20 protein-coding genes are annotated in these 21,805 nt (G+C 38.5%); 2 read left to right on the forward strand and 18 right to left on the reverse strand.

Annotated features, from left to right (window positions below; translation table 11 throughout):
* The gene (locus K5Q07_RS00240; RefSeq protein ID WP_220729080.1) at positions 1-1,368 is read left to right on the forward strand and encodes an aspartate ammonia-lyase; all 1,368 of its coding nucleotides are present in this window, start codon (positions 1-3) and stop codon (positions 1,366-1,368) included.
* Between the two features lie 162 nt (positions 1,369-1,530).
* Here K5Q07_RS00240 and K5Q07_RS00245 read toward each other — a convergent pair whose 3' ends face one another.
* Positions 1,531-1,845 (reverse strand): hypothetical protein, encoded by a 315-nt coding sequence (locus tag K5Q07_RS00245; protein ID WP_220729081.1) that lies wholly within the window; start codon positions 1,843-1,845, stop codon positions 1,531-1,533.
* 24 nt (positions 1,846-1,869) lie between these two features.
* Entirely contained in the window at positions 1,870-2,433 is a 564-nt protein-coding gene (locus K5Q07_RS00250) for a J domain-containing protein (protein WP_220729082.1), read from the reverse strand.
* Between the two features lie 212 nt (positions 2,434-2,645).
* On the opposite strand from K5Q07_RS00250, the gene K5Q07_RS00255 reads away from it, so the two are divergent.
* Positions 2,646-2,966 (forward strand): hypothetical protein, encoded by a 321-nt coding sequence (locus K5Q07_RS00255; RefSeq protein WP_220729083.1) that lies wholly within the window; start codon positions 2,646-2,648, stop codon positions 2,964-2,966.
* A gap of 35 nt (positions 2,967-3,001) precedes the next feature.
* Here the strand turns inward: K5Q07_RS00255 and K5Q07_RS00260 are convergent, their stop codons facing one another.
* The 16 genes from K5Q07_RS00260 to K5Q07_RS00335 all read right to left on the reverse strand — a co-directional run bounded on the left by K5Q07_RS00260 (position 3,002) and on the right by K5Q07_RS00335 (position 21,783).
* Entirely contained in the window at positions 3,002-3,991 is a 990-nt protein-coding gene (locus tag K5Q07_RS00260) for a D-2-hydroxyacid dehydrogenase (protein ID WP_220729084.1), read from the reverse strand.
* Positions 3,992-5,158 carry an aminotransferase class I/II-fold pyridoxal phosphate-dependent enzyme gene (locus tag K5Q07_RS00265; RefSeq protein ID WP_220729085.1) on the reverse strand — a complete coding sequence of 389 codons (1,167 nt, stop codon included), beginning with the start codon at positions 5,156-5,158 and terminating at the stop codon, positions 3,992-3,994. It abuts the gene before it with no gap.
* A 176-nt stretch (positions 5,159-5,334) separates the two neighbouring features.
* Positions 5,335-6,516, reverse strand: a complete 1,182-nt coding sequence (locus K5Q07_RS00270) for an MDR family MFS transporter (RefSeq protein ID WP_220729086.1) — start codon at positions 6,514-6,516, stop codon at positions 5,335-5,337.
* Between the two features lie 61 nt (positions 6,517-6,577).
* Positions 6,578-7,966 carry a replicative DNA helicase gene (gene dnaB / locus K5Q07_RS00275; RefSeq protein ID WP_220729087.1) on the reverse strand — a complete coding sequence of 463 codons (1,389 nt, stop codon included), beginning with the start codon at positions 7,964-7,966 and terminating at the stop codon, positions 6,578-6,580.
* 24 nt (positions 7,967-7,990) lie between these two features.
* Positions 7,991-8,443: a 50S ribosomal protein L9 gene (gene rplI / locus K5Q07_RS00280; RefSeq protein WP_054606013.1), complete on the reverse strand. Its 453-nt coding sequence runs from the start codon at positions 8,441-8,443 to the stop codon at positions 7,991-7,993.
* 67 nt (positions 8,444-8,510) lie between these two features.
* Positions 8,511-10,547: a DHH family phosphoesterase gene (locus K5Q07_RS00285; protein WP_220729088.1), complete on the reverse strand. Its 2,037-nt coding sequence runs from the start codon at positions 10,545-10,547 to the stop codon at positions 8,511-8,513.
* A gap of 162 nt (positions 10,548-10,709) precedes the next feature.
* Positions 10,710-10,946, reverse strand: coding sequence for a 30S ribosomal protein S18 (rpsR, locus tag K5Q07_RS00290; protein ID WP_034530639.1), 237 nt, complete (start codon positions 10,944-10,946; stop codon positions 10,710-10,712).
* 28 nt (positions 10,947-10,974) lie between these two features.
* On the reverse strand, positions 10,975-11,469 hold the full coding sequence (ssb, locus tag K5Q07_RS00295) for a single-stranded DNA-binding protein (RefSeq protein ID WP_220729089.1): 495 nt from the start codon (positions 11,467-11,469) through the stop codon (positions 10,975-10,977).
* 42 nt (positions 11,470-11,511) lie between these two features.
* Positions 11,512-11,802 (reverse strand): 30S ribosomal protein S6, encoded by a 291-nt coding sequence (gene rpsF / locus K5Q07_RS00300; RefSeq protein ID WP_220729090.1) that lies wholly within the window; start codon positions 11,800-11,802, stop codon positions 11,512-11,514.
* 182 nt (positions 11,803-11,984) lie between these two features.
* Positions 11,985-13,073 carry a hypothetical protein gene (locus K5Q07_RS00305; protein WP_220729091.1) on the reverse strand — a complete coding sequence of 363 codons (1,089 nt, stop codon included), beginning with the start codon at positions 13,071-13,073 and terminating at the stop codon, positions 11,985-11,987.
* A 91-nt stretch (positions 13,074-13,164) separates the two neighbouring features.
* Positions 13,165-14,454: an MFS transporter gene (locus tag K5Q07_RS00310; RefSeq protein ID WP_220729092.1), complete on the reverse strand. Its 1,290-nt coding sequence runs from the start codon at positions 14,452-14,454 to the stop codon at positions 13,165-13,167.
* 122 nt (positions 14,455-14,576) lie between these two features.
* Positions 14,577-17,129: a DNA gyrase subunit A gene (gene gyrA, locus K5Q07_RS00315; protein WP_220729093.1), complete on the reverse strand. Its 2,553-nt coding sequence runs from the start codon at positions 17,127-17,129 to the stop codon at positions 14,577-14,579.
* 43 nt (positions 17,130-17,172) lie between these two features.
* Positions 17,173-19,119, reverse strand: a complete 1,947-nt coding sequence (gene gyrB, locus K5Q07_RS00320; RefSeq protein ID WP_054606007.1) for a DNA topoisomerase (ATP-hydrolyzing) subunit B — start codon at positions 19,117-19,119, stop codon at positions 17,173-17,175.
* A gap of 23 nt (positions 19,120-19,142) precedes the next feature.
* The gene (recF, locus tag K5Q07_RS00325) at positions 19,143-20,258 is read right to left on the reverse strand and encodes a DNA replication/repair protein RecF (protein WP_220729094.1); all 1,116 of its coding nucleotides are present in this window, start codon (positions 20,256-20,258) and stop codon (positions 19,143-19,145) included.
* Positions 20,259-20,267: 9 nt separating this feature from the next.
* Positions 20,268-20,486 carry a S4 domain-containing protein YaaA gene (gene yaaA / locus K5Q07_RS00330; protein ID WP_191978740.1) on the reverse strand — a complete coding sequence of 73 codons (219 nt, stop codon included), beginning with the start codon at positions 20,484-20,486 and terminating at the stop codon, positions 20,268-20,270.
* Positions 20,487-20,688: 202 nt separating this feature from the next.
* Positions 20,689-21,783 (reverse strand): M24 family metallopeptidase, encoded by a 1,095-nt coding sequence (locus K5Q07_RS00335; protein ID WP_220729095.1) that lies wholly within the window; start codon positions 21,781-21,783, stop codon positions 20,689-20,691.
* Between the last annotated feature and the right edge of the window lie 22 nt (positions 21,784-21,805).

Here is a 21,805-nt window from a genome sequence, read left to right on the forward strand (position 1 = left end):
ATGCGTATCGAAAAAGATTGTGTTGGTAAACTAGAAGTTCCTGATGATGCTTTATATGGTATCCACTCCCTTAGAGCAGCAGGCAATTTCCCGATTACAGAAGAGAAAGTGGATCCACTTTTGATTGAAAGTTACATTCAAATCAAAAAGGCATCAATCACCGCAAATTACGGTGCAAAAGCGATTGATGTTACAAAATATAACACTGTCGCAGATGCTTGTGATTACTTGCTTGAGCACCCATCACCAAAGAGTTTTATTACTCCAGCCATCCAAGGTGGTGCCGGAACTTCCACAAATATGAACGTAAATGAAGTAATTGCCAATGTCGCAATGAAATTACACCCTGATGTCTTCATCCATCCAAACGATGATGTTAACCAGGCACAATCTACTAACGATACCTACCCAACCGCCGGTAAACTAGCAATGATTAAACGTTTACCAAAATTAACCGGCGAAATTAATCGATTAATCGAAATCCTAGATGAACTATCAAAGAAGTTCCACTTCACCATCAAATTAGGTCGAACTCAGCTACAGGATGCCGTTCCTACAACCTACGGTAAGACCTTCCATGCTTATGCTTCATTGTTCCGTCGTGATTTGAAAAGAATCAACAGTGCCGAAAATGAACTAAAAACCGTCAGCATGGGTGGAACTGCCATTGGTACTGGAACCAACACCACTAAGTACTACCGTGATCACATTGTTGACGAAATCAACAAGATTACCGGTCTCGACCTAAAGCAGGATGAAGACTTAGTCGATGCCGTTCAAAACACTGACCACTTCGTCGCATTCTCTTCTAGTTTAAAAACATTGGCCGTTGATTTATCCAAGTTCAGTAACGACTTACGTCTACTTGGTAGCGGCCCTCAATCTGGTTTAAATGAATTAATCTTACCAAAACGCCAAGCCGGTTCATCAATCATGCCTAACAAGGTTAACCCTGTTATCCCAGAAGTTGTGAACCAAGTTGCTTTTGAAGTAATTGGTTTTGATGCCACCGTCACCGCCGCTTCAGAAGCAGGTCAATTGGAACTAAACGCCTTTGAACCAATCATGTTCAAGAGCATTCTAACTGCCGAAGTTCACTTGGCACGTGCCATCGAAACATTGGTCGATCACTGTCTAGACGGTATCGACGTCAATGTTAAACAATGTCTAACAGATGTTCGAAAGTCAGCCGTAACCGCCACAGTTCTATCTCCTATCTTGGGTTACAACAAGACTACCGAATTAATCAAGACAGCTACCAAGGAAAACAAAACCGTTCCAAACCTATTAATTCAAAACCATATTCTATCTCCTGAAAAAGTTAAACAACTATTCTCTCCAGAATACCTAGTTAATGGTGAAAACTAAACCGAATAAACAAAAAGCACCTTCGATCATTTAATCGAAGGTGCTTTTTTGTATCTAATATAATGAAAAATAATTGCTAGTTAATTGAATAACTCAATTCGTATGTATAAAAGTCCCTGCCATTTATTACCTTAGCGGAGACTTATTACGCAAAATAAAAGATTACTTTTGTTGTTGCTTTGTTTCTTCCCTAGGTTGTTCAGGTTGTTGTGCCTTTTCAGCCTTTTTCTTTTCGCTGTATTCATTGAACTTAACAAAAGCGAAAGAAACTAAAGCGTAAGCCGCCTTGCAGATACACTTAACAAGGAACCAAATACCCTTAAAGAACCAGATAAAGCAGTTTAGAAGGATACGAAGCATCTTATCAGTCATAAGCTTGTTCTTCACTTCATTTTCGGCTAATTCCTTTTCGAAATCATTGTGCACCTTGTCGCTAATTGTTTCGTAATAATAGTCACCGTTCTTGTGATAGTACATAATAGTCACCTCCCCTCAAATTAACTATTTAAAGCCTCTTTCTTTGGAAATTTTTTCATAGGCATTATTAATTTCTACGGCCTTCTTATCTGCCTCAGGATTGTCACTTATATCAGGTTGATATTTTTTAGCTAACTTCCAATATTTATGCTTTATAGTACTGTTACTGTCATTTCTTGAAACCCCTAAGATTTCATATGGATCAAGAGTTCTGGTGGAACTAGAGCTGTTATTGTTATTGTTACTGTATGAGTTATTATATTGGCTATTGTTATCATTACTTGAGTTATTATCATAGCCGTCGGTAGAATCATCCTCTTTATTCTTTTTGCTATTACCTAACACCATACTAAGTAATTTACTGGTTAAGAATAAAGTGGCAGCAATTCCAATCAAAATTACCATATAAATAGGATCAAAGCCCTCACCTATAGCAGAAACTATCAATAAAAATCCGGCCGCCATGGTACCAAATACTTTCCCATCATGGAGTGTCCCTTTTTTTCTATAGAATCCGATTAAAAAGGCAATTATGAAAACCATTTGAATTCTAATCAATACAGAAAAAATCCCTTCTATAATAAGCATTAATCATACCTCCTTCAACAATCAGTTTTATAATAATCTTCTAATTATATTTATATTGATATATTATCACATGTTAATCCTTTTAAAATAAAAATATAAGAATTTATTATGTTTTTTGGACGTTTTTGGATAAAAAGTGCAATGTTGATTTTTTATTTTTAGTTTTACAAGCATCCCTCCTACCTTTAAAATAAAAGCAGGAGTTGAATACAATGCAAAAAACTACAAAAAGCGTTCTAGCCGTCATTAGCCTTTTAATGACTATCTACATGCTAATTATTACCATTAATGATATTTCAGACTTATACGTAACTGATCTTTCACTAACACTACTATGGTTAATCACCATTTTGACATTCATTCAAGTCGGTTTATTTCTATGGAAAAACAACTGGATGATTTCAGCAGGAATTGGCATTATCGTGTTAATTTTAGGAATTATTTTAGTCGTAAACGGGACGCTAGGTTTTGCCATCTTATTGGCTAACTTAATCATTTCTGTTCTACTTTGCGTATATAGTTTATACAACTAAAAAAAGAGCTCATATTGAGCTCTTTTTTTGTTTCTTTAATTAACAGGGTACACAGCCTCTTCTCCGTTAACAATCTTGATAGCATCTCTCGTTGAGAATAACGCCATATTGTAGACCGCAATGTCGGTAAAGAAGGCGATGTGTGGAGTAACAATAACGTTATCCATCGCAATTAAAGCTTTTAAATTGTCGTTATCGTATCCCTTATCACCAAGGTCGACGCTGGTAATTCCAGTTTCACCATCAAACACGTCAATTCCTGCAGCACCGATTTCACCGGTTTCTAAAGCAGCAACTAACGCGTCAGTATCAACGACTCCTCCACGGGAGGCGTTGATAAAAATGGCATCGTTTTTCATCTTCTTGAATCGATCAAAATTCATAAAACGGTCCATTTCAGGTGTTAAAGGTGTGTGCAGGGTTACGACGTCGGATTCTGATAATAGGTAGTTTACATCGACGTATTCGACCGTATCAGCTAAATCAGTTAGTTGAACTGGATCGTAGGCTAACACTCGAGCACCTAATGCTCTAAAAATACGTGCGGATGCACTTCCGATAGTTCCAGCACCGATTACTCCAACTGTTAAGTTGTGAATTTCACGGGCTTGCGCACCGGTCCAACTAAAGTCATTTCGTTCCTCACGTTTACTGTAGTCTTTTAATCGGCGTAATAACGCCATGGTATCAGCTAAGACTAATTCACTAACTGAACGAGGTGAGTATCCAGAAACATTGGTAACTTTTAAGTTGTATTTGTTGGCTAAATCTAAATCTATGATTTCGTATCCGGTACTACGTAAGGAAATTTGTTTAATCCCGTTTTCGGCTAAACGTTTGTATAATTCTTCACCTTCAAGGTTACCGTGTTGTTGGATAGTAATTGCATCGTAGTCCTTGGTCTTATCGACGTTATCAAGTGATAATCCATCTTCAGTACAATCGATTTGAACATTCAAATCATCAGCAATTTTTTCAAAAGTTTCTATTTCGTATGGTTGAGTATTAAACATTAATAATTTCATTTAATTTTCCTCCACAAACTTAGCAATGCGTTTAACTGCTTCTTTTAAGTTATCTTCACTGGTTGCGTAACTTAAACGAAAATATCCTTTTCCTGATTTACCGAAAGCACTACCAGGCATTGTCCCTACCTTAGCTTCTCTGGCAACTCGACGGCAGAATTCAAAGTCATCGTCACCGAATTTTTCCGGAATCTTACCAAAGATGTAGAACGCTCCACTTGGGTTTGGACTTTCAATTCCTGCATTAGATAATCCATTACGTAGTAGGTCTCGACGCTTTTCGTAAACTTTTCTCATTTCAATTCCGTCATCTTTACCATTAGTTAATGCTTCTACCGCTGCGTATTGAACGGCACCAGGTAATGATGTGGCAGTGTATTCGTGAATTGAACGAGCAGTATGGATGATTTCTTCTGGTCCGTAAACCAGACCAACTCTCCATCCGGTCATTGCGTGTGACTTAGATAGTCCATTGAATACAATTGTGCGTTCTGGAATGAATTTCGCAATCGATGCATGTTCTTGATCGTAAGTTAATTCACTGTAAATTTCGTCGCTAAAACAGATTAAATCATGTTTTTTAATCACTTCAGCCAAGCCCTCTAGTTGCTCTGAAGTGTATGAAACTCCAGTTGGGTTGTTTGGTGTATTGATGACGGCAATTTTAATGTTTGGGTGTTCCTTAATCGCTGCTTCTAATTTTTCGGGAGTTAAGACAAATCCATCGTCAGATGTATCAACCTCTACCGAATGAGCGCCAAAGAATTCAACATTGTTAAAATATGGAGAAAACGCGGGTGAAGGTACCACAACGCCATCCCCAGGGTTTAACAATGCTCCAAAAGTAATAAATAGCGCTTCGGTAACACCTACAGTGGCGATGAATTGAATTTCTGAATCGTAATGTAAGTCGTATTTATCTGCTAAAAATTTAACGGCAGCATCGCGCAATTCCTTAACCCCACGTGAGTCTGTGTAATGACTGTGGTTGTTGTTGATTGCCGCAATTGCTGCCTTCTTAATGTGATCAGGTGTATTGAAGTCTGGTTCACCAATTGTTAACGGAATTAACCCTTCAACATCTGAAATAGAATCGCTGAATCCTAATAAGACATCGGGCTTAACGTTACTCATTCTGTCACTAATTTTGTTAATTAATTTTGACATATTAATCAACCTCCCTTTACAAATATTAGAAAATAATTAGAAGCGTTATCGACATACTATTACTGTTACATAGCCAATGTCAATCTAATTATTAATTTTGTATTAGAAAAGTGAATTTATTTCATCTCACCGAAGGGAGAAAATAAAAAAAGAACCCCGAATAGAGGGTTCTTTTTTTATTCTGAATATTTAGTTACTTTTTTACGTGAATATCTGGCGATTAATTCTGATCCTAGAATAATTACCACACACGTGATTGTACAAATGATGAACAATAATCCATACGATGTGGCATCAATGATGATTCCTCCGACCAATGGTCCAATTGCCTTACCAATTGCGGCCCAGGCATTGGTTAATCCTTGGTACTTACCCTTTACTTCAACCGGCGTTAATTCATTGACCAACGCTGGAATGGAAGGAATTACGGATGCTTCTCCCAATGTTAGAACAATCATTGAGATAACGAATCCAGTGTAGGTATGGGTAAAGATTAGTGTGAAAAATGACAAACCGATAAACAGAATGCCAAAGTAAATTTGGAAGTATAGACTGTCGTGTTTTTGGGCAATCCAGTTAATTAATAGTTGGAATACTACCAACAAGAATGCGTTTAGCGTCCACAATAGACTGTACATCGATAATGGAATTCCTGATCCGGTAATGTATACCGACATGTTGGATACCCATTGTTCATAGACAATCCAAATGATGGCTAGCGTTACAAAGAATGTGGTGACGATAATCCAGTTTGGACGTGGTAACTTCACCTTTATCTTCTTCATTGCATCATGTTTGATTGGGTAAATCGAACCCTCTTTGTGATAAGTCAGGATGGCGCTAATGCCGTAAATAATCAATATGGCAGTAGTTAACATGAAGACGTAGCCAATTCCGATTGGATAGATAAAACCAACGGCAATCGTTCCAAATACCACTCCGACGTTTTGTGCTAGGTACAACATATTAAAAATAAAACGCCCTGACTTCATTTTAACGGTGGTTCCTAAGGAATTAATCATCGTTAGGTTCCAACCGGTCGTAAAGCCAAATAATACCAATCCAATTGGATAGTATGGCCAGCCATTAAAGAAAATTAATCCAAACGATATCAAGACGGAAGTAATAATCCCCATTATCGTCAAAATATAGCGATTATGGCGATCAAATAGTTTCCCCGATATATAATTACCCAAAACGTTAGAACTTGAGTATAGGAACAAAATTATGCCGACTTCAGTCAATGACTTGCCCAATGCATCATGCATATAGACGGTCGTAAGCGGCCAGACCGTACTTACCGCAATGTTATTGATTAAAGATCCTAAGAATAACCAATGCAGTTTAATTTCATTCATTGTCTCACCTCCGAATTTTGACAAAAAAATCCTTAGCAAACCGCTAAGGATTTAGTTTTAATCAACCCTCATCTTCCGGATTGTATGCGATTGATGAGAATTTATTATGTGATTTGATAAATAGTAACTTAACAGTTCCACGAGGACCTGAACGGTTCTTTTCGATAATTACTTCAACTTCACCTACGTCGTTGTTTTCTTCTACTTCTGATTCTTCTTCATCATCATCGCCATCTTCTCTTTCGTAATAATCATCACGGTATAGGAAGGCAACGATATCGGCATCTTGTTCGATTGATCCAGATTCACGAATATCAGATAAAACCGGACGCTTGTCTTGTCGTTGTTCCACACCACGAGACAATTGGGATAGCGCAATTACTGGAACACCCAGTTCCTTGGCAATCTTCTTCAATTGACGTGAAATGTATGAAACTTCTTGTTGACGGTTTTCTTGGCTACCACCATCAACTAGTTGCAAGTAATCGACCACGATCAGACCAAGGTTGTTAGTATCCTTGGCCAAACGTCTTGATTTGGCACGAATTTCGGAAATCTTAGTTCCGGCAGTGTCATCGATGTAGATGCTGGCATTGGATAGACTACCCATTGCCATGTAGACACTTTGCCATTCTTCACCAGTCAATTGACCAGTTCTCAAATGGTTGGCATCGATACTACCTTCGGCACAAATCATACGACTAACTAGTGATTCGGCACTCATTTCCAAACTGAAAATAGCAACGGCTTTTCCAGATTTGGTACCCACGTTTTGCGCTAAGTTTAGAGCAAACGCAGTCTTACCAACGGCTGGACGAGCGGCTAGAATTACTAATTCATCATCATGCAAACCAGTTGTCATCTTATCTAAGGCTGGAAAACCAGTCGACAAACCGGTAACAGTTGATTTTTGTTGAGCTAATTCTTGAATACTGTCTAGGGATTGTCCTAAAACATCCCCAATGAACTTGAAACCATTACTGTTTCTATCTTCTGAAACGTTTAAGATTGAACGTTCAGCGTTATCCAATAGTTCATCAATGTTTCCGTTGTTATTATAACTTTCGGTCACGATGTCAGTCGCGGTCTTGATCAGACGTCTAGCAACTGCCTTTTGATGAACGTTTTTGGCGTAGTAAACCGCATTGGCAGCGGTTGGTGTTGTGGTTGCTAATTCAGCTAAATAAGCCACTCCACCAGCATCTTCTAGATTATGGCCACCTTCAAGTTCAGTTCTTAAAGTCGACGCATCAATTGGTTCATCCTTGTCACCCAAGGTCTCCATAGCGGCAAAAATCAACTGATGAGCATGTCGATAAAAATCATCAGAGGTAATAAATTCTTGAGTTTCTGCTAATTTTTCATTGTCTAATAGGACAGCACCCAAGACGGCTTTTTCACCATCTAAATCTTGTGGTGGTGTTTGACCATTCATATACTCGTTACTCATACTACCCCTCGATTTCCTTTAAGATTATTTTTCGCTTACATGAACTCTGATTGTAGCAGTAACTTGCTTGTGTAGTTTAACTGGAACGTTAGTGTAACCTAAAGTTCTAATTGGTTCACCCAATTCAATCTTACGCTTATCAATCTTTAAGCCATGTTGTTTTTGCATTTCTGCAACAATTTGTTTTGAGGATACTGATCCGAATAAACGGCCGTCAGCACCAACTTTAGCAGATAATTCAACGACTGTCTTATCATCTTCTAGTTTTGCCTTTAAGTCTTTGGCTTCTTGTAATTCAGCTGCGGCTTCTTTTTCTTCGGCGTGTTTTTCACCTTGAAGTTGGCTTAATGCTGAGTTGGTTGCTTCTTTAGCTTTACCTTGTTTAATTAAGAAGTTTTGTGCATATCCGTCGGAAACGTTCTTGATTTCTCCACGTTTACCTTTACCGCGAACATCTTCTAAAAATATAACTTTCATTCAAATCACTCCTCTTAATGTCTTTATATTATTATAAACTCTCTGGGTGTTTTTTTAAATGAATGAATTAATTGTCTTCGGATTCTTCAGGAGCTTCTTCGCTCTTTACTTCATTGATGGAATCCAAAAGCATTTGTTCCACTTCTTCAATTGTCTTGTCGGCAATTTGGGTGGCACCACTTGATAAGTGACCACCACCACCTAGTTCTTCCATGACTCTTTGCACGTTGACCTCACCGTTACTTCTTGCAGAAATACCGATTAAATCGTCTGGACGGTGAGAGATAACGTAAGAAGCTTCTACACCTGACATGTTTAACATTGAATCAGCAGCTTGAGCGGCAGTGACAGGATCGTAGACCTTGTCTTCTTCACCAGCTACATACATCATGTTTTCGTGTCCTTCAACGACCTTGGCCATTGAAATTAAGTGCATTCTTGCCATGTAGGCATCAGGATTTTCACGCATGAATTGTTGCATTTCTTCTGAATCAGCACCAGCTGAACGCAAGTATGATGCAGCATCAAACGTTCTAGTTCCTGTACGTAAAGTGAATTGCTTAGTATCAACAAAGATACCAGTCAACATTGCGGTTGCTTCTAGTTTACTTACTGGTTCGGCATCTTGTGATTGATATTCGAACATTTCAGTAATCAATTCACAGGTTGATGAAGCATATGGTTCGATGTAGACCAAGACTGGGTTTTCAGGGAATTCTTCACCACGTCTATGGTGGTCAATAATCATAACCTTGCTTTCCAATCTGTTGTATAGGTCTTCAGACACACTCATTGATGGTTTAGAATGGTCAACCATGATCAAAAGGCTGTTGTCAGTAGCTAATTGTAATGCTTCATCTGGTGTGATGATATCATTAGCTAGAGTTTCGTCTTCCTTAGTCTTATCGATTAAACGTTGAACGTCAGAGTGGAAAGTTCCATTTGGAATAACAACGTAGCAATGCTTGTTGTTCATCTTAGCTAAACGATGAATACCGAGGCATGCACCAATTGAATCCATATCTGGTTGACTGTGACCTTGCACAAAGATAGTATCTGCTTCTTTGAATAGTTCTTGTAGGGCTTGGGAAATCATACGAGCACGAACTCTGGTACGTTTTTCCATTGGGTTGGTCTTTCCACCATAGAAACGAGCTTCGTGGTCCTTAGCCTTAACAACAACTTGGTCTCCCCCACGACCTAAGGCTAGGTCCAAATCACTTTGGGCTTGTTCGGATAGGTCGTTTAGGTTATCTTCACCATAAGCAATCCCGATACTCAAAGTAACTGGGTAGTTTTGCTTAGATGTAGATTCACGGATTTCATCTAGGATGCTGAACTTGTCATCTTCAATATCCTTTAGAACCTTTGAGTAGGCCATCATGATGTAGTGATCTTCGTCAACTTGTTTGATGAAGAAGCCAAATTTTTGTGCCCAAATAGTTAATTCGTTGGTAACGTAGTTATTTAGGTTTGAAATTTCTTGGTCGGTCATTGATTGAGTAATTTCATCATAGTTATCCAAGAAAACTTGACCAACAGCGATTTTTTCGTCATTGTAGTCTTTTTCAATTTGGTAGTACTTAGTGATATCCATCATGTAAATGGTGCGATATTCCTTTTGAATTAACATTGTAAAGTAATGGTCTTCCCATTTTACGGTTGCATAGTCAGGATTATCCCAATTGTTTTCTAGGATATCGGATAATTCTTCGTTTACTTCATCGACAGTCTTACCAAGTAAATCTTGATCACCAAAATAAGGGGTCAAATATGGGTTTACCCATTCAATTGCTCCTGTTTCACTGATCATTAATACACCGACTGGCATTTCCAAGAGTGTTTCTTGTTCACCACGGTGCATACGGTATGAAAGGTCTGAGATGTAATTATCGGTGCTGACACTTAGATCGTTCATTTTCTTAAAGATGTAAGATAACAATGAACATACGAATACTAAGAAAATAACACCGGATTTCCAATCATATAGGAAAGATACAACCAAACCAAAGATTGATAATACGGTTAAAGCTAACGCAATCCATCTAAGAACCTGGTTCTTTAAAAATGGAGGTAGGTTAGTTAGCGAGAACAATTTTTTCATTGTAACTCCTCTTTTTTTAATTTTTTATACCTTTATTTTATCACATTAGGTGATTATTCAAAAAAAGGAGCTACATAGATTATTTGTATCCCCTTCATATCAATGTTTTAGCATATAAAAAAACTGAGATTGATAAAATCAATCTCAGTTAAAAAGTTATTTTTAGTCTTCTGAAACGAATGGCATTAAGCCCATGATACGAGCACGCTTGATAGCAAGAGTTAACTTACGTTGGTTCTTTGCGCTAGTACCAGTAACACGACGTGGTAAAATCTTACCTCTTTCAGATACGAAACGACTTAATAGGTTAGTATCTTTGTAATCGATGTATTCGATGTGGTTTGCGGCGATGAAGTCAACCTTACGGCGACGACGGCCACCTCTTCTTTGTTGAGCCATTAAATTTCCCTCCTCTTTTATTTACACATTAAAATGGTAAATCATCATCGGAAATATCAATTTGATCACCAGAGTTAGCGAATGGATCCGCTGAGTTGTTACCACCATTAGATGAGGCATTGTTTGATGAATCAAATGGATTGTTATTTCCTGCATTTGCTTGAGGAGCATTGTTGCCGGCGTTGTTGTTACCTTGGTTACTTGAACGAGGTTCTAGTAATGCAAAGTTTTCTACAACTACTTCAGTAACATATACTCTTTGGCCTTGTTGATTTTCGTAATTTCTTGTTTGAATACGTCCATCAATACCAACCAAAGCACCCTTATGGGTGAAGTTAGCAAAGTTTTCAGCGGATTTACGCCAGATAACACAGTTGATAAAATCTGCTTCTCTTTCACCTTGTTGGTTAGTAAAACTACGATCAACAGCTAAAGTGAAGTTACCTACGGCTGAACCGCTTGGAGTGTATCGCAAATCAACATCCCGTGTTAATCTACCAGTTAAAGTTGTACGATTAATCATGCTGAAAATTACTCCTCTCTTTTTAAACGTTTAAATTCTAAATTATCTTCTTACAGTCATTTGACGTAGAACGTCATCACTGAATTTTGATTGACGGTCGAATTCGTCTAGAGCAGTCTTTTCTGCAGTAGTTAGGTTAACGATGTGGTATACACCTTCGTTGTAACCGGCGATTTCGTAAGCGAAACGACGCTTTGACCAGTCTTTTGAATCAATAATCTTAGCACCATTGTCAGTTAGAACCTTGTCGAACTTAGCAACTAAGTCGTTCTTAGCTCCTTCTTCCATATCTGGACGAATGATGTAAGTAATTTCATATTTGTGTTCTTCCATGAATTACACCTCCTTGTGGACTTTAGACCCAACCTTTTTAGCTGAGTAAGGAGTACGAGTTATTTATAACCAATACTCACGTTCAATAAGTTTAACATTAAAAAATAAAATATTCAATATAAAAAAACGGGATTATTTTTCTGCGATACATTTATATATACGCAAAGAAATTTTCCCTTTTTTTAAAAGTTATTAATAGTAAATAATTGTGAGCCACGAATTGTTAGGATGTATCCTAAACCGGCTTGGTTAAAGGCAACTCCTTCAAATTCTAGATTAGTATTGAATTTAGTTGTATGAACATCTTTAGGACGTAATTTGTTTAATCTATTTACTGGGACTGATGAAATAACACCATCAGAAACTAGGTATAAACGATTACTTGCTGGGTTGTAACCCATCCCTTGAGTTTGGAAACCTTGACCGTTTGCTAAACCTTGCTTGATAGCGCGGAAAGTAACGTGGTTTTTCTTAACTTGTCCCTTAAAGATAACGATTCTACCAGCAGATTTTCCTTGCATACGGTATTTAACGTATGTGTAGAAGTTCCCGTTGTTATCAATCGCTAGTTCGTTATTAACTGAATATGATCTACTGAAATTAAACTTAATTTGTTTTACTGGCTTCAAAGTGTTTGGACTAACTTCGACCAATGATGGTGCTCTTGAAACAACATCCATCTTTACATACCATAGCATGTTTGTCTTTGGGTTCAATGCCAATGATTGTCCGTGACCGGCATCAAACTTAGGACCAAACTTAATTGCTGACATAATTTGTGGATCGCGGTTTCTAAGACCTAGTCTTAGTGAAGCCATGTTGTTAGTATCGACACCTAAACTGTGTAGTTTCCATAGGTCGTATCTAACAATGGTAGTCTTTGCTTCTGGGTACATTACGTAAGCATATTGACCTGATCTAGAAATAGCGACACTTTGTGGATTTCCTAAATCTCCACTCCAGTTGTAACTTACTGGTAGATAGAAGCTAGTTTTGGCGTTACGACGGTAGTTTCCGCCCTTAGCATACATTGTGTATGGACTATTTTGGTAGGTGCCATTTTCGTAGTAACCAGGACTTGATCCGTATCTGTACTTAGGAATATATGCATAATTTCCATTTTTTACGAAGTGTGTTGCATAGCCACCCTTCATAGCATATCCCTTTTGATGGTATGTCTTAACGTTGGCGTTAGCGCTAACCCCCATCGCCATCAATAGGAATAATGAAAAGACAAATAACAATGTCTTCAAATCTCTTTTAAAGCTCATAAGAATATCCCTTCAATTTTGTATAGACTAATTCTATCACTATTTTAATGGAGATTTAATTAAAATTTTATTACATTATTAGATTTTTGGTTCAGTTAATCTGGTCAGCATGTTTCTCAACATACAAGTCGTCCTTTTTGATATTTCTAACGAATTGAGAAATGCTCAATACCGTATAAACGATTAAAATGACTCCGCTAATCATCATGATATAGCTACCACGTGGGAACATGTCGTATAGCCATGTGTATACCAGTGTTCCAAATGGCATGATTGCATATCCAACGGTATATAGTGTCGAACTAACTCGACCCAAGATATTATGTTCGACGGTACTTTGAAGACGAATTTCAATCGCCAAATCAAAGATAGCAAACGATAATTCCATCAATAATGATAGTAGCATCCCGATTACCGACACAATCATTTGACTCTTGGTAACGGTAAATAGGAATCCTAATCCAACCAAACTAATACCGACTAAAATCATTGTCGACATGATCTTGATACCAAAATGATTTTGTTGTCTTAAACGACTGGTAATTAAACTACCGGTTAGATAGCCAATCGAATACCCCGTTTCCGTCCAAATTACGACCGAATTAGGTAAGCCCAATTGATTAACGATAATGAATGGGCTCCCGGTAACGACTGCGGTGTAGAAGAAATTAACCACGATTTCAGCCACAATACTGTCACGGATGAATGGACGTTTTTTAACGTATTGAATTGTTTGCTTAAATTGATCTTTCTGCGATAACTTTTCTCGTTTTTCATCACTAACTTCGTAGAAATGAAGCGACATCATAATAATCATTGCCACCAAAGTGGCTAGGATTTCCAAAGCAATCAATCCCTCGACACTAATCAAAGCATAGAGCGTAATTCCTAAGACTGGCGATAGGATTCTAGAAGCCGATGCCACAGCGGTGGTGAGCGAGGTCAGTTTGGCCACGTCCGACATCCTAACTAATTGCCGAATTGATGCTGAGTACGCAGTGTTTCTCAAATTCACCAAGATTGAATCAACCGCGATAAAAATTGCGACTGGAATCAATAACGATCCGCCATGGAAAAATGGTAGTACTAATGCCAAAGCTAAAAAGCCAATCATTCTAAGAACATAGCCCCAAAAGATAATGCTCTTATGATTGTGGGTATCGACAAAGTTGCCAATTGGAATAAACGTCAACAGGCTGATTAGTGGTCCCACGGCAATGTTCATCCCGAAACTCAATGGAGAATGAGTGGCATGCAATAGCATGAAACTAATCCCGTATTGGAAGATTCCATAACTAAAAGCACCCAATCCATTACTGGTCAGTGACCTAATAATTTGTTGGTTTGATTGACTTTGCGTTAATTGATTTTGTTTTTCCATTCGCTCACCCCCGTTTTTAAAGCGTATTAAGGTCTAATTATAGATTTATCGTGATTTGACCACAATAAAAAAGCTTTCATCATAGGATTTTGTCCTACGTGAAAGCTTTTTTTGTTTGACGATTATTCTTCGTCGTTGTTATTTGTTTCTTCAGTTGATTCTGCACTATCAGAACTTACTTCAGCAGTTTGTTCTTCAGCATCATCTTCTGCTTCGTCTTCTTTTTGAACACGTGCAACAGTTGATACTCTAGAATCTTCATCAATCTTGATTAAGTGAACCCCTAGGGTAGCACGACCGGTTTGTGAAACATCAGAGATACTAAATCTGATCATAACACCCTTGTCAGTAACCAGCATGATATCTTCATCACCGGCAACAGTAGTCAATCCAGCTAATGGACCGTTCTTTTCGGTCACGTTAACTGTCTTGATACCCTTACCACCACGGCCTTTGATTTGGTATTCGGAAGCAGGAGTTTGCTTACCGTAACCATTTTCAGAGATAACGAAGACATTGTCGTTTGGATCTAATACATCCCCACCAACTACGTAATCATTTTCTCTTAGACGAATACCACGAACCCCGGTAGCAGAACGTCCCATTGAACGAACGTCTGAAACCTTGAAGCTGACACAGTATCCTAGATGAGTACCAATGATAATGTTTTGGTCTTCAGATACTGTTGATACACGCATCAATTCATCTTCATCCTTCAAGTGAATAGCCTTTAGACCATTACTTCTGATGTTTTGGAATTCATCGATTGGTGTACGTTTTACAGTTCCCTTTAGAGTTGTGAAGAATAAGAACTTACCGTCGTTACTTTCCTTATCATCAACTGTGATAACAGCTTGAATCTTTTCATCTGTATCAATTCCTAATAGGTTGATGATTGGAATTCCCTTAGCGGAACGACCGTATTCAGGGATTTCGTAACCCTTCATTCTGTAAACCTTACCTAGGTTAGTAAAGAATAGTAATGAATGGTGGGTAGTGGTTGATAATAAGTGTTCGATAAAGTCATCATCGTGGACACCCATTCCTTGAACACCACGACCACCACGGTTTTGGCTCTTGAATTCTGAAGTAGCAGTACGCTTAATGTAACCGTTGTGAGTCAATGTAATCATGATATCTTCTTCAGCGATTAAATCTTCATCTTCGATACTTAGAACTTCACCAACACGTAGTTCAGTCTTTCTTTCGTCTCCGTATTTTTCTTGGATTTCTAGTAATTCTTGATAGATTAATTCATTAATCTTTTCACGACTACCTAGGATTTCCTTGAAGTGTTCGATGTCTTTTAATAGTTCAGCATGTTCGCTAACAATCTTGTCGCGTTCCAAACCAGTCAATCTAACAAGACGCATGTCCAAGATAGCTTGGGCTTGCTTATCAGTTAGTGAGAATTCACTCATCAATTGATCCTTGGCGATGGCTGAAGTTTGTGATTCACGAATAATTGTAATAACGCGATCGATGTTATCCAATGCCACGATTAAACCGGCTAAGATGTGAGCGCGGTTTTCGGCTTTGGCTAATTCGTATTCAGTACGACGTTTGATAACGTTAACTTGGTGTTCCAAGTATTCATTTAAGATTTCTTTCAAGCTTAAAATTCTTGGAGTACCGTCAACGATGGCTAGCATATTAAAGCTAAAGCTAGTTTGCATTAATGTTAGCTTGTATAGGTTGTTTAGAACAACTTGAGCAGATGCATCACGTCTAACATCGATTACGATTCTCATACCATCACGGTCAGATTCATCGTTGATGTCTGTAATTCCATCTAGTCGTTTGTCACGAACAAGGTTAGCGATGTGTTCGATTAACTTCGCCTTGTTAACCATGTATGGAATTTCAGTGGCGATAATGCGTTGCTTACCACTCTTTTGTTCTTCAATTTCAGTCTTGGCACGTAGCACGATGCTACCCTTACCAGATTCATAAGCTCTTCTGATTCCAGACTTACCTAAAACGACACCACCAGTTGGAAAGTCAGGTCCAGGTAATGCTTCCATCAAGTCAGCAGTATTAGCTTCTGGATTGTTCATCAAGATATGAATTGCTGAGATTACTTCACTTAAATTGTGAGGTGGAATGTTTGTAGCCATCCCAACGGCAATTCCGGAAGCACCATTAACAAGTAGGTTAGGGAAACGAGAAGGTAATACTTCTGGTTCTCTTTCACTACCATCGAAGTTATCTTGGAAATCGACAGTATCCTTGTTAATGTCTCTTAGCATTTCCATCCCAATTTTACTTAGTTTTGCTTCGGTATAACGCATGGCAGCGGCACCGTCACCATCGACAGAACCGAAGTTACCATGTCCATTAACCAATGGATATCTGTAACTAAATGTTTGGGCCATTCTAACCATTGATCCGTAAACTGCAGCGTCACCATGGGGGTGATACTTACCAAGAGTATCACCTACGATTCTGGCAGACTTACGGAATGGTTTATCAGGAGTTAAACCAAGTTCACGCATATCGTATAGGATTCTTCTGTGAACTGGTTTCATTCCGTCTCGAACATCAGGAAGGGCACGCGCAACGATAACACTCATTGCGTAGTCCAAGAATGATGTTTTCATTTTTTCAGATAAGTCAACGTTTTCAATACGATGGCTTGATAAATCTTCATTATTGGCCAATGTTTTTACCTCCAATTCATGGTCGTTACATTAAAATGTTTCACATGAAACATTCATATTAAATGTCTAAGTTTTCAACGAATGTGGCGTTTTCTTCAATGAATTTACGACGTGGTTCTACCTTGTTACCCATCAACATGTCGAAGATTTCAGCAGCTTGTGCAGCATCCTTTGCTTCAACTCGTTGTAAACGACGGTTGTCTGGGTTCATAGTAGTATCCCAAAGTTGTTCGGCATCCATTTCACCAAGACCCTTGTAACGAGAGATGCTAGGTTTTGGAGATGCAGGCAATTGAGCCTTCCATTGTTCCAATTCATCATCATTTGCAATGTATCTAATCATCTTACCTTGTTGTAAACGATACAAAGGTGGTTGAGCGATGTAGACATATCCAGCGTCAATCAATGGACGCATGTAGTTGTAAATCAATGTCAATAGAAGTGTTTGAATGTGGGCACCATCGACATCGGCATCGGTCATGATAATTAGTTTGTGGTAATGAACCTTTTCAATATCAAAATCATTACCGAAACCAGTACCCATTGCTGTAAACATTGATCTGATTTCTTCATTGGCTAAAATCTTATCCATTGTCGCCTTTTGAACGTTCAAAATCTTACCTCTAATTGGCAAGATAGCTTGGGTCAAACGGGAACGACCTTGCTTAGCAGATCCACCCGCGGAGTCCCCTTCGACAATGAATAATTCAGAGATTTCAGGGTCACGACTAGTATTGTTGGCTAACTTACCAGGTAAGTTAGAAATTTCTAGTCCTGATTTCTTTCTAGTAACTTCACGCGCACGCTTAGCAGCGGCACGAACACGAGAAGCTAATGCACCCTTTTCAACAATTTGCTTACCCAATGTTGGGTTTTCGAATAAAAACTTAGCAAAGTGTTCTGAGAAGATGTGATCAGTAGCAGTTCTTGCGTCTGAGTTACCTAACTTAGTCTTAGTTTGTCCTTCGAATTGTGGGTCCGGATGCTTAACAGAAATAACAGCTGTTAAACCTTCACGAACGTCAGGACCAGTTAAGTTATCGTCTTTTTCTTTTAGTAGGTTATTCTTACGAGCGTAATCGTTGATAACACGAGTTAATGCACGTTTGAAACCTTCTTCGTGAGTACCACCTTCGATGGTGTGAATGTTGTTGGTAAATGTTCTCATTTCACTGTGGTAATCATCAGTGTATTGAAGTGCAACTTCAACTGAAATGTCATTTTCCATTCCTTCAACATAGATTGGTTCTTCGAATAATGGTGTCTTGTCACTATCGATGTATTCAACGTAATGCTTGATACCACCTTCGTAGTGGAATTCTTCGTATGTTGGTTCTTCTGGACGATTGTCACGAAGTGAAATCTTTAGTCCCTTGTTTAAGAAAGCAAGTTCTCTAATTCTTTCGGTTAAAGTTTTGATGTTGTAAGTGGTTGTTTCAGTAAAGATATCTGGATCTGGAAGGAAGTGAACCTTAGTACCGTGGTTATCTGGATCATCATCACCAACGAATTTCATCTTGGTGTTAACGTGACCACGTTTGAAGTCCATGTAGTACTTCTTACCATCACGAGTTACGGTTACATCTAATTCAGTTGATAACGCGTTAACAACTGATGCCCCAACCCCGTGAAGACCACCAGAAACCTTGTATCCGCCACCACCGAACTTACCTCCGGCATGCAAGATAGTAAATACTGTTTCTAGGGCTGGCTTTCCAGTTTTTTCTTGGATATCAGTAGGAATCCCACGTCCATTATCGACGATTGTAATACTGTTATCTTTTTCAACAGTTACGTGAATGGTGTCGGCGAAACCAGCTAGGGCTTCATCAATACCATTATCAATAATTTCCCATACCAAATGGTGGAGACCTTGAACACTGGTTGATCCAATGTACATACCTGGACGTTTACGTACCGCTTCTAGACCTTCTAGAACTTGAATTTGGCTGGCATTATATTCGTCAGCTTTTCTTCTTTGTTCTTCTTTTTCATTTTCAGTCAACTTTATTCCTCCCCTAATTCAGACTATTCTTCTACGACTTGCCCACTTGAAATATTGAACACCTTTGGATCAGATATTAAGTCGCGAGCAATTCCGCTTAGACTCGTAGTCGTCAAAAACGTTTGCACTTTATCTTGAATTGACTTTAGTAAATGAGTCTGACGATTATCGTCTAACTCGGATAAAACATCATCCAACAATAGGATTGGATATTCGTTCGTTTCTTCCTTCATCAAATCAATTTCGGCTAACTTAACCGAAAGTGCTGATGTTCTTTGTTGGCCCTGTGAGCCAAACGTCGAAACATCTTTTCCGTTGATAATAAACTGTAAATCATCACGATGCGGACCATATAACGTGTTACCCTGTCTAATTTCTTTGTCCTTGTTTTCGTCAAACAATTCCTTTAGACCGGTGTAAATGTCGTTTTCATTGGTCTGCTGTTTTTTCTTCAATGCGCAAACATATTTAAACTTCAATTCTTCCTTACCTTGTGAAATTTCGGCATGGATATTTGCTGCCCATCCCTGTAACTTCTTCAATAATTCCAAACGTTGAAAGATTAACTTGGCACCATAAGCTGCTAGTTGATCGGATAAAACGTCTAGGTAAAGCTTATCCGAAGCCTCCTTTAGCTGTAGCTGCTTCAAGTAGTTATTTCGTTGTTTTAAAATCTTACGGTATTGAGAATTATTGTATAAATATTGGCTACTCATCTGACCAAATTCCATGTCCATGAAGCGACGGCGAACCGTTGGCGCCCCCTTAACAATGGATAAATCCTCCGGAGCAAACAAAATCACGTTTAGTTCACCCACGTAGGAGGATAACTTGGCCTGTTCGAGTTGATTTACCTTTGCACGTTTGCCTTTCTTTCCCAAATCGATTTCCAATTTGGTGGTGCCGAGTTCTTTTTCAATCTCGCCATAAACCTGCGCATTTTCATTTTCCCAATTGATCAAGTCGCGATTGTTATTGGTACGATGACTACGCGTTAATGCCAAAACATAGATGGCTTCTAGCATATTGGTCTTTCCCTGGGCGTTGTTTCCTAACAAGACGTTAATTGAAGGTGAGAACTGCACCTCTACATCGCTATAATTACGAAAATTACGTAATTTGAGTTCTCTTAATTTCATAAATAAAGCCTACTTTTTGCGAATAAAAAACAAACCAACATCAATAACTTCAACGTTATCACCGTCGTATAATTTCTTACCACGACGATTTTCAGGTTCATCGTTTAGTTTCACTGCATGGTCTTTCAAATACCACTTAGCTTGACCACCGGAAGATACGACATCTTCTTCCTTCAACAACTGACCTAATGTTATATATTCGGTATCGATGAAAACATTCTTTTTCAAAACTTCACCCACCTTTTCCTATGTATTATTATACCCTTTTGACCGTCAAAAGTATAGTTTATAAGCTGATTTTCGCCTTTCTAAGCAATTATATAAAAACGCCTACTAGTTTGTTAAATCCATGCCAAAATCGCTCATATCCTAAAAAAATCACTTTAAACGCAAAAAGAACCCCTTAGATAACTTTCTAAGGGGTCTTATTTTATAAATATTTAATTTCTTTTGGTGTATGGGTAAATGGTTCGCATCCATCTTCGGTTACGTAAACGCAATCTTCGATTCGAACACCAGCGAATCCTGGAACATAAATTCCGGGTTCAATCGAGAAACACATTCCTGGTTTTAGAACCATCTTGTTTCCTTCCATGATTGATGGGAATTCGTGTTCAGACATCCCCATTCCATGGCCTAAACGGTGAATGAAGTATTTACCATAGCCCGCTTTTTCGATAATGTCTCTTGCGACCTTGTCGACTTCTTCAGCGGTTACACCTGGTTTAACGAAATCCATCGCAGCTAATTGAGCTTCTAGACAGACATCGTAGATTTCTTTTTGTTTGTCGCTAATTTCACCAACTGCAACAGTTCTAGTTGCATCTGAGATGTATCCATCATGAACTGTTCCTAGATCAAATAGCACCATTTCATTTTCTTTTACTAAATTATCGGAGGTTGCGCCATGAGGTTCGGCAGCGTGTGCTCCTGCTTGAACCAAGGTATCAAAACTCATTTCCATGACACCCTTTTGTTTTAGTGCATATTCCAATTCAGCGACGACTGATTTTTCAGACTTCCCTGCTTTTAATGCTGCGAAACCTTTTTCAAAAGCAAAGTCGGCTTCTTTACCCGCTTCCTTTAACTTTTCGATTTCGTCTGGAGTCTTAATCAAACGCATTGTGTTCAAGAAATCAGTAACATTAGTTTCAAAAGTTACATCTTGCAACTCTCTGTGTAAATTTTCTAGACGTGCAACTGTTAGGCTTTCTTTTTCAATTCCTGCTGATTTTGGCGTTGCCACTCTTTGTTTGATATGAGCAGCAATCTTTTTCCATGGATTTTCATGATCTAAGTATCCATAAACATCGTATGGAAAACCAGTATCTTTAATTGCTTCTACTTCCAATGCGGGTGCAAACATAAACGGATCCTTTTCAGGAAATACGATTAATGCTAATACCCTCTCCACTGGATCACTGTAGAAACCAGTTAAGTATTGAATTGTTTTCGGATCGCTTAGATATGTGAAATCTAATCCGTTGTTGTAGGTCCAGTCCTGGATTGACTTTATCTTAGACATGCAAACCCCTCCTTTTCGTATA

This window comes from Apilactobacillus zhangqiuensis (assembly GCF_019656215.1).
GTDB lineage: Bacteria > Bacillota > Bacilli > Lactobacillales > Lactobacillaceae > Apilactobacillus > Apilactobacillus zhangqiuensis.

Coding starts and splice junctions, on each gene's coding strand:
- K5Q07_RS00250 (WP_220729082.1), bottom strand. CDS start 2,433: ATGCTTATTATAGAAGGGATTTTTTCTGTATTGATTAGAATTCAAATG.
- rpsR (WP_034530639.1), bottom strand. CDS start 10,946: ATGGCTCAACAAAGAAGAGGTGGCCGTCGTCGCCGTAAGGTTGACTTC.
- K5Q07_RS00335 (WP_220729095.1), bottom strand. CDS start 21,783: ATGTCTAAGATAAAGTCAATCCAGGACTGGACCTACAACAACGGATTA.
- K5Q07_RS00245 (WP_220729081.1), bottom strand. CDS start 1,845: ATGTACTATCACAAGAACGGTGACTATTATTACGAAACAATTAGCGAC.
- rplI (WP_054606013.1), bottom strand. CDS start 8,443: ATGAAAGTTATATTTTTAGAAGATGTTCGCGGTAAAGGTAAACGTGGA.
- K5Q07_RS00305 (WP_220729091.1), bottom strand. CDS start 13,073: ATGAGCTTTAAAAGAGATTTGAAGACATTGTTATTTGTCTTTTCATTA.
- dnaB (WP_220729087.1), bottom strand. CDS start 7,966: ATGAGTAACGAGTATATGAATGGTCAAACACCACCACAAGATTTAGAT.
- K5Q07_RS00285 (WP_220729088.1), bottom strand. CDS start 10,547: ATGAAAAAATTGTTCTCGCTAACTAACCTACCTCCATTTTTAAAGAAC.
- K5Q07_RS00240 (WP_220729080.1), top strand. CDS start 1: ATGCGTATCGAAAAAGATTGTGTTGGTAAACTAGAAGTTCCTGATGAT.
- K5Q07_RS00260 (WP_220729084.1), bottom strand. CDS start 3,991: ATGAAATTATTAATGTTTAATACTCAACCATACGAAATAGAAACTTTT.
- K5Q07_RS00265 (WP_220729085.1), bottom strand. CDS start 5,158: ATGTCAAAATTAATTAACAAAATTAGTGACAGAATGAGTAACGTTAAG.
- rpsF (WP_220729090.1), bottom strand. CDS start 11,802: ATGGAAGAACACAAATATGAAATTACTTACATCATTCGTCCAGATATG.
- K5Q07_RS00255 (WP_220729083.1), top strand. CDS start 2,646: ATGCAAAAAACTACAAAAAGCGTTCTAGCCGTCATTAGCCTTTTAATG.
- K5Q07_RS00310 (WP_220729092.1), bottom strand. CDS start 14,454: ATGGAAAAACAAAATCAATTAACGCAAAGTCAATCAAACCAACAAATT.
- ssb (WP_220729089.1), bottom strand. CDS start 11,469: ATGATTAATCGTACAACTTTAACTGGTAGATTAACACGGGATGTTGAT.
- K5Q07_RS00270 (WP_220729086.1), bottom strand. CDS start 6,516: ATGAATGAAATTAAACTGCATTGGTTATTCTTAGGATCTTTAATCAAT.
- recF (WP_220729094.1), bottom strand. CDS start 20,258: ATGAAATTAAGAGAACTCAAATTACGTAATTTTCGTAATTATAGCGAT.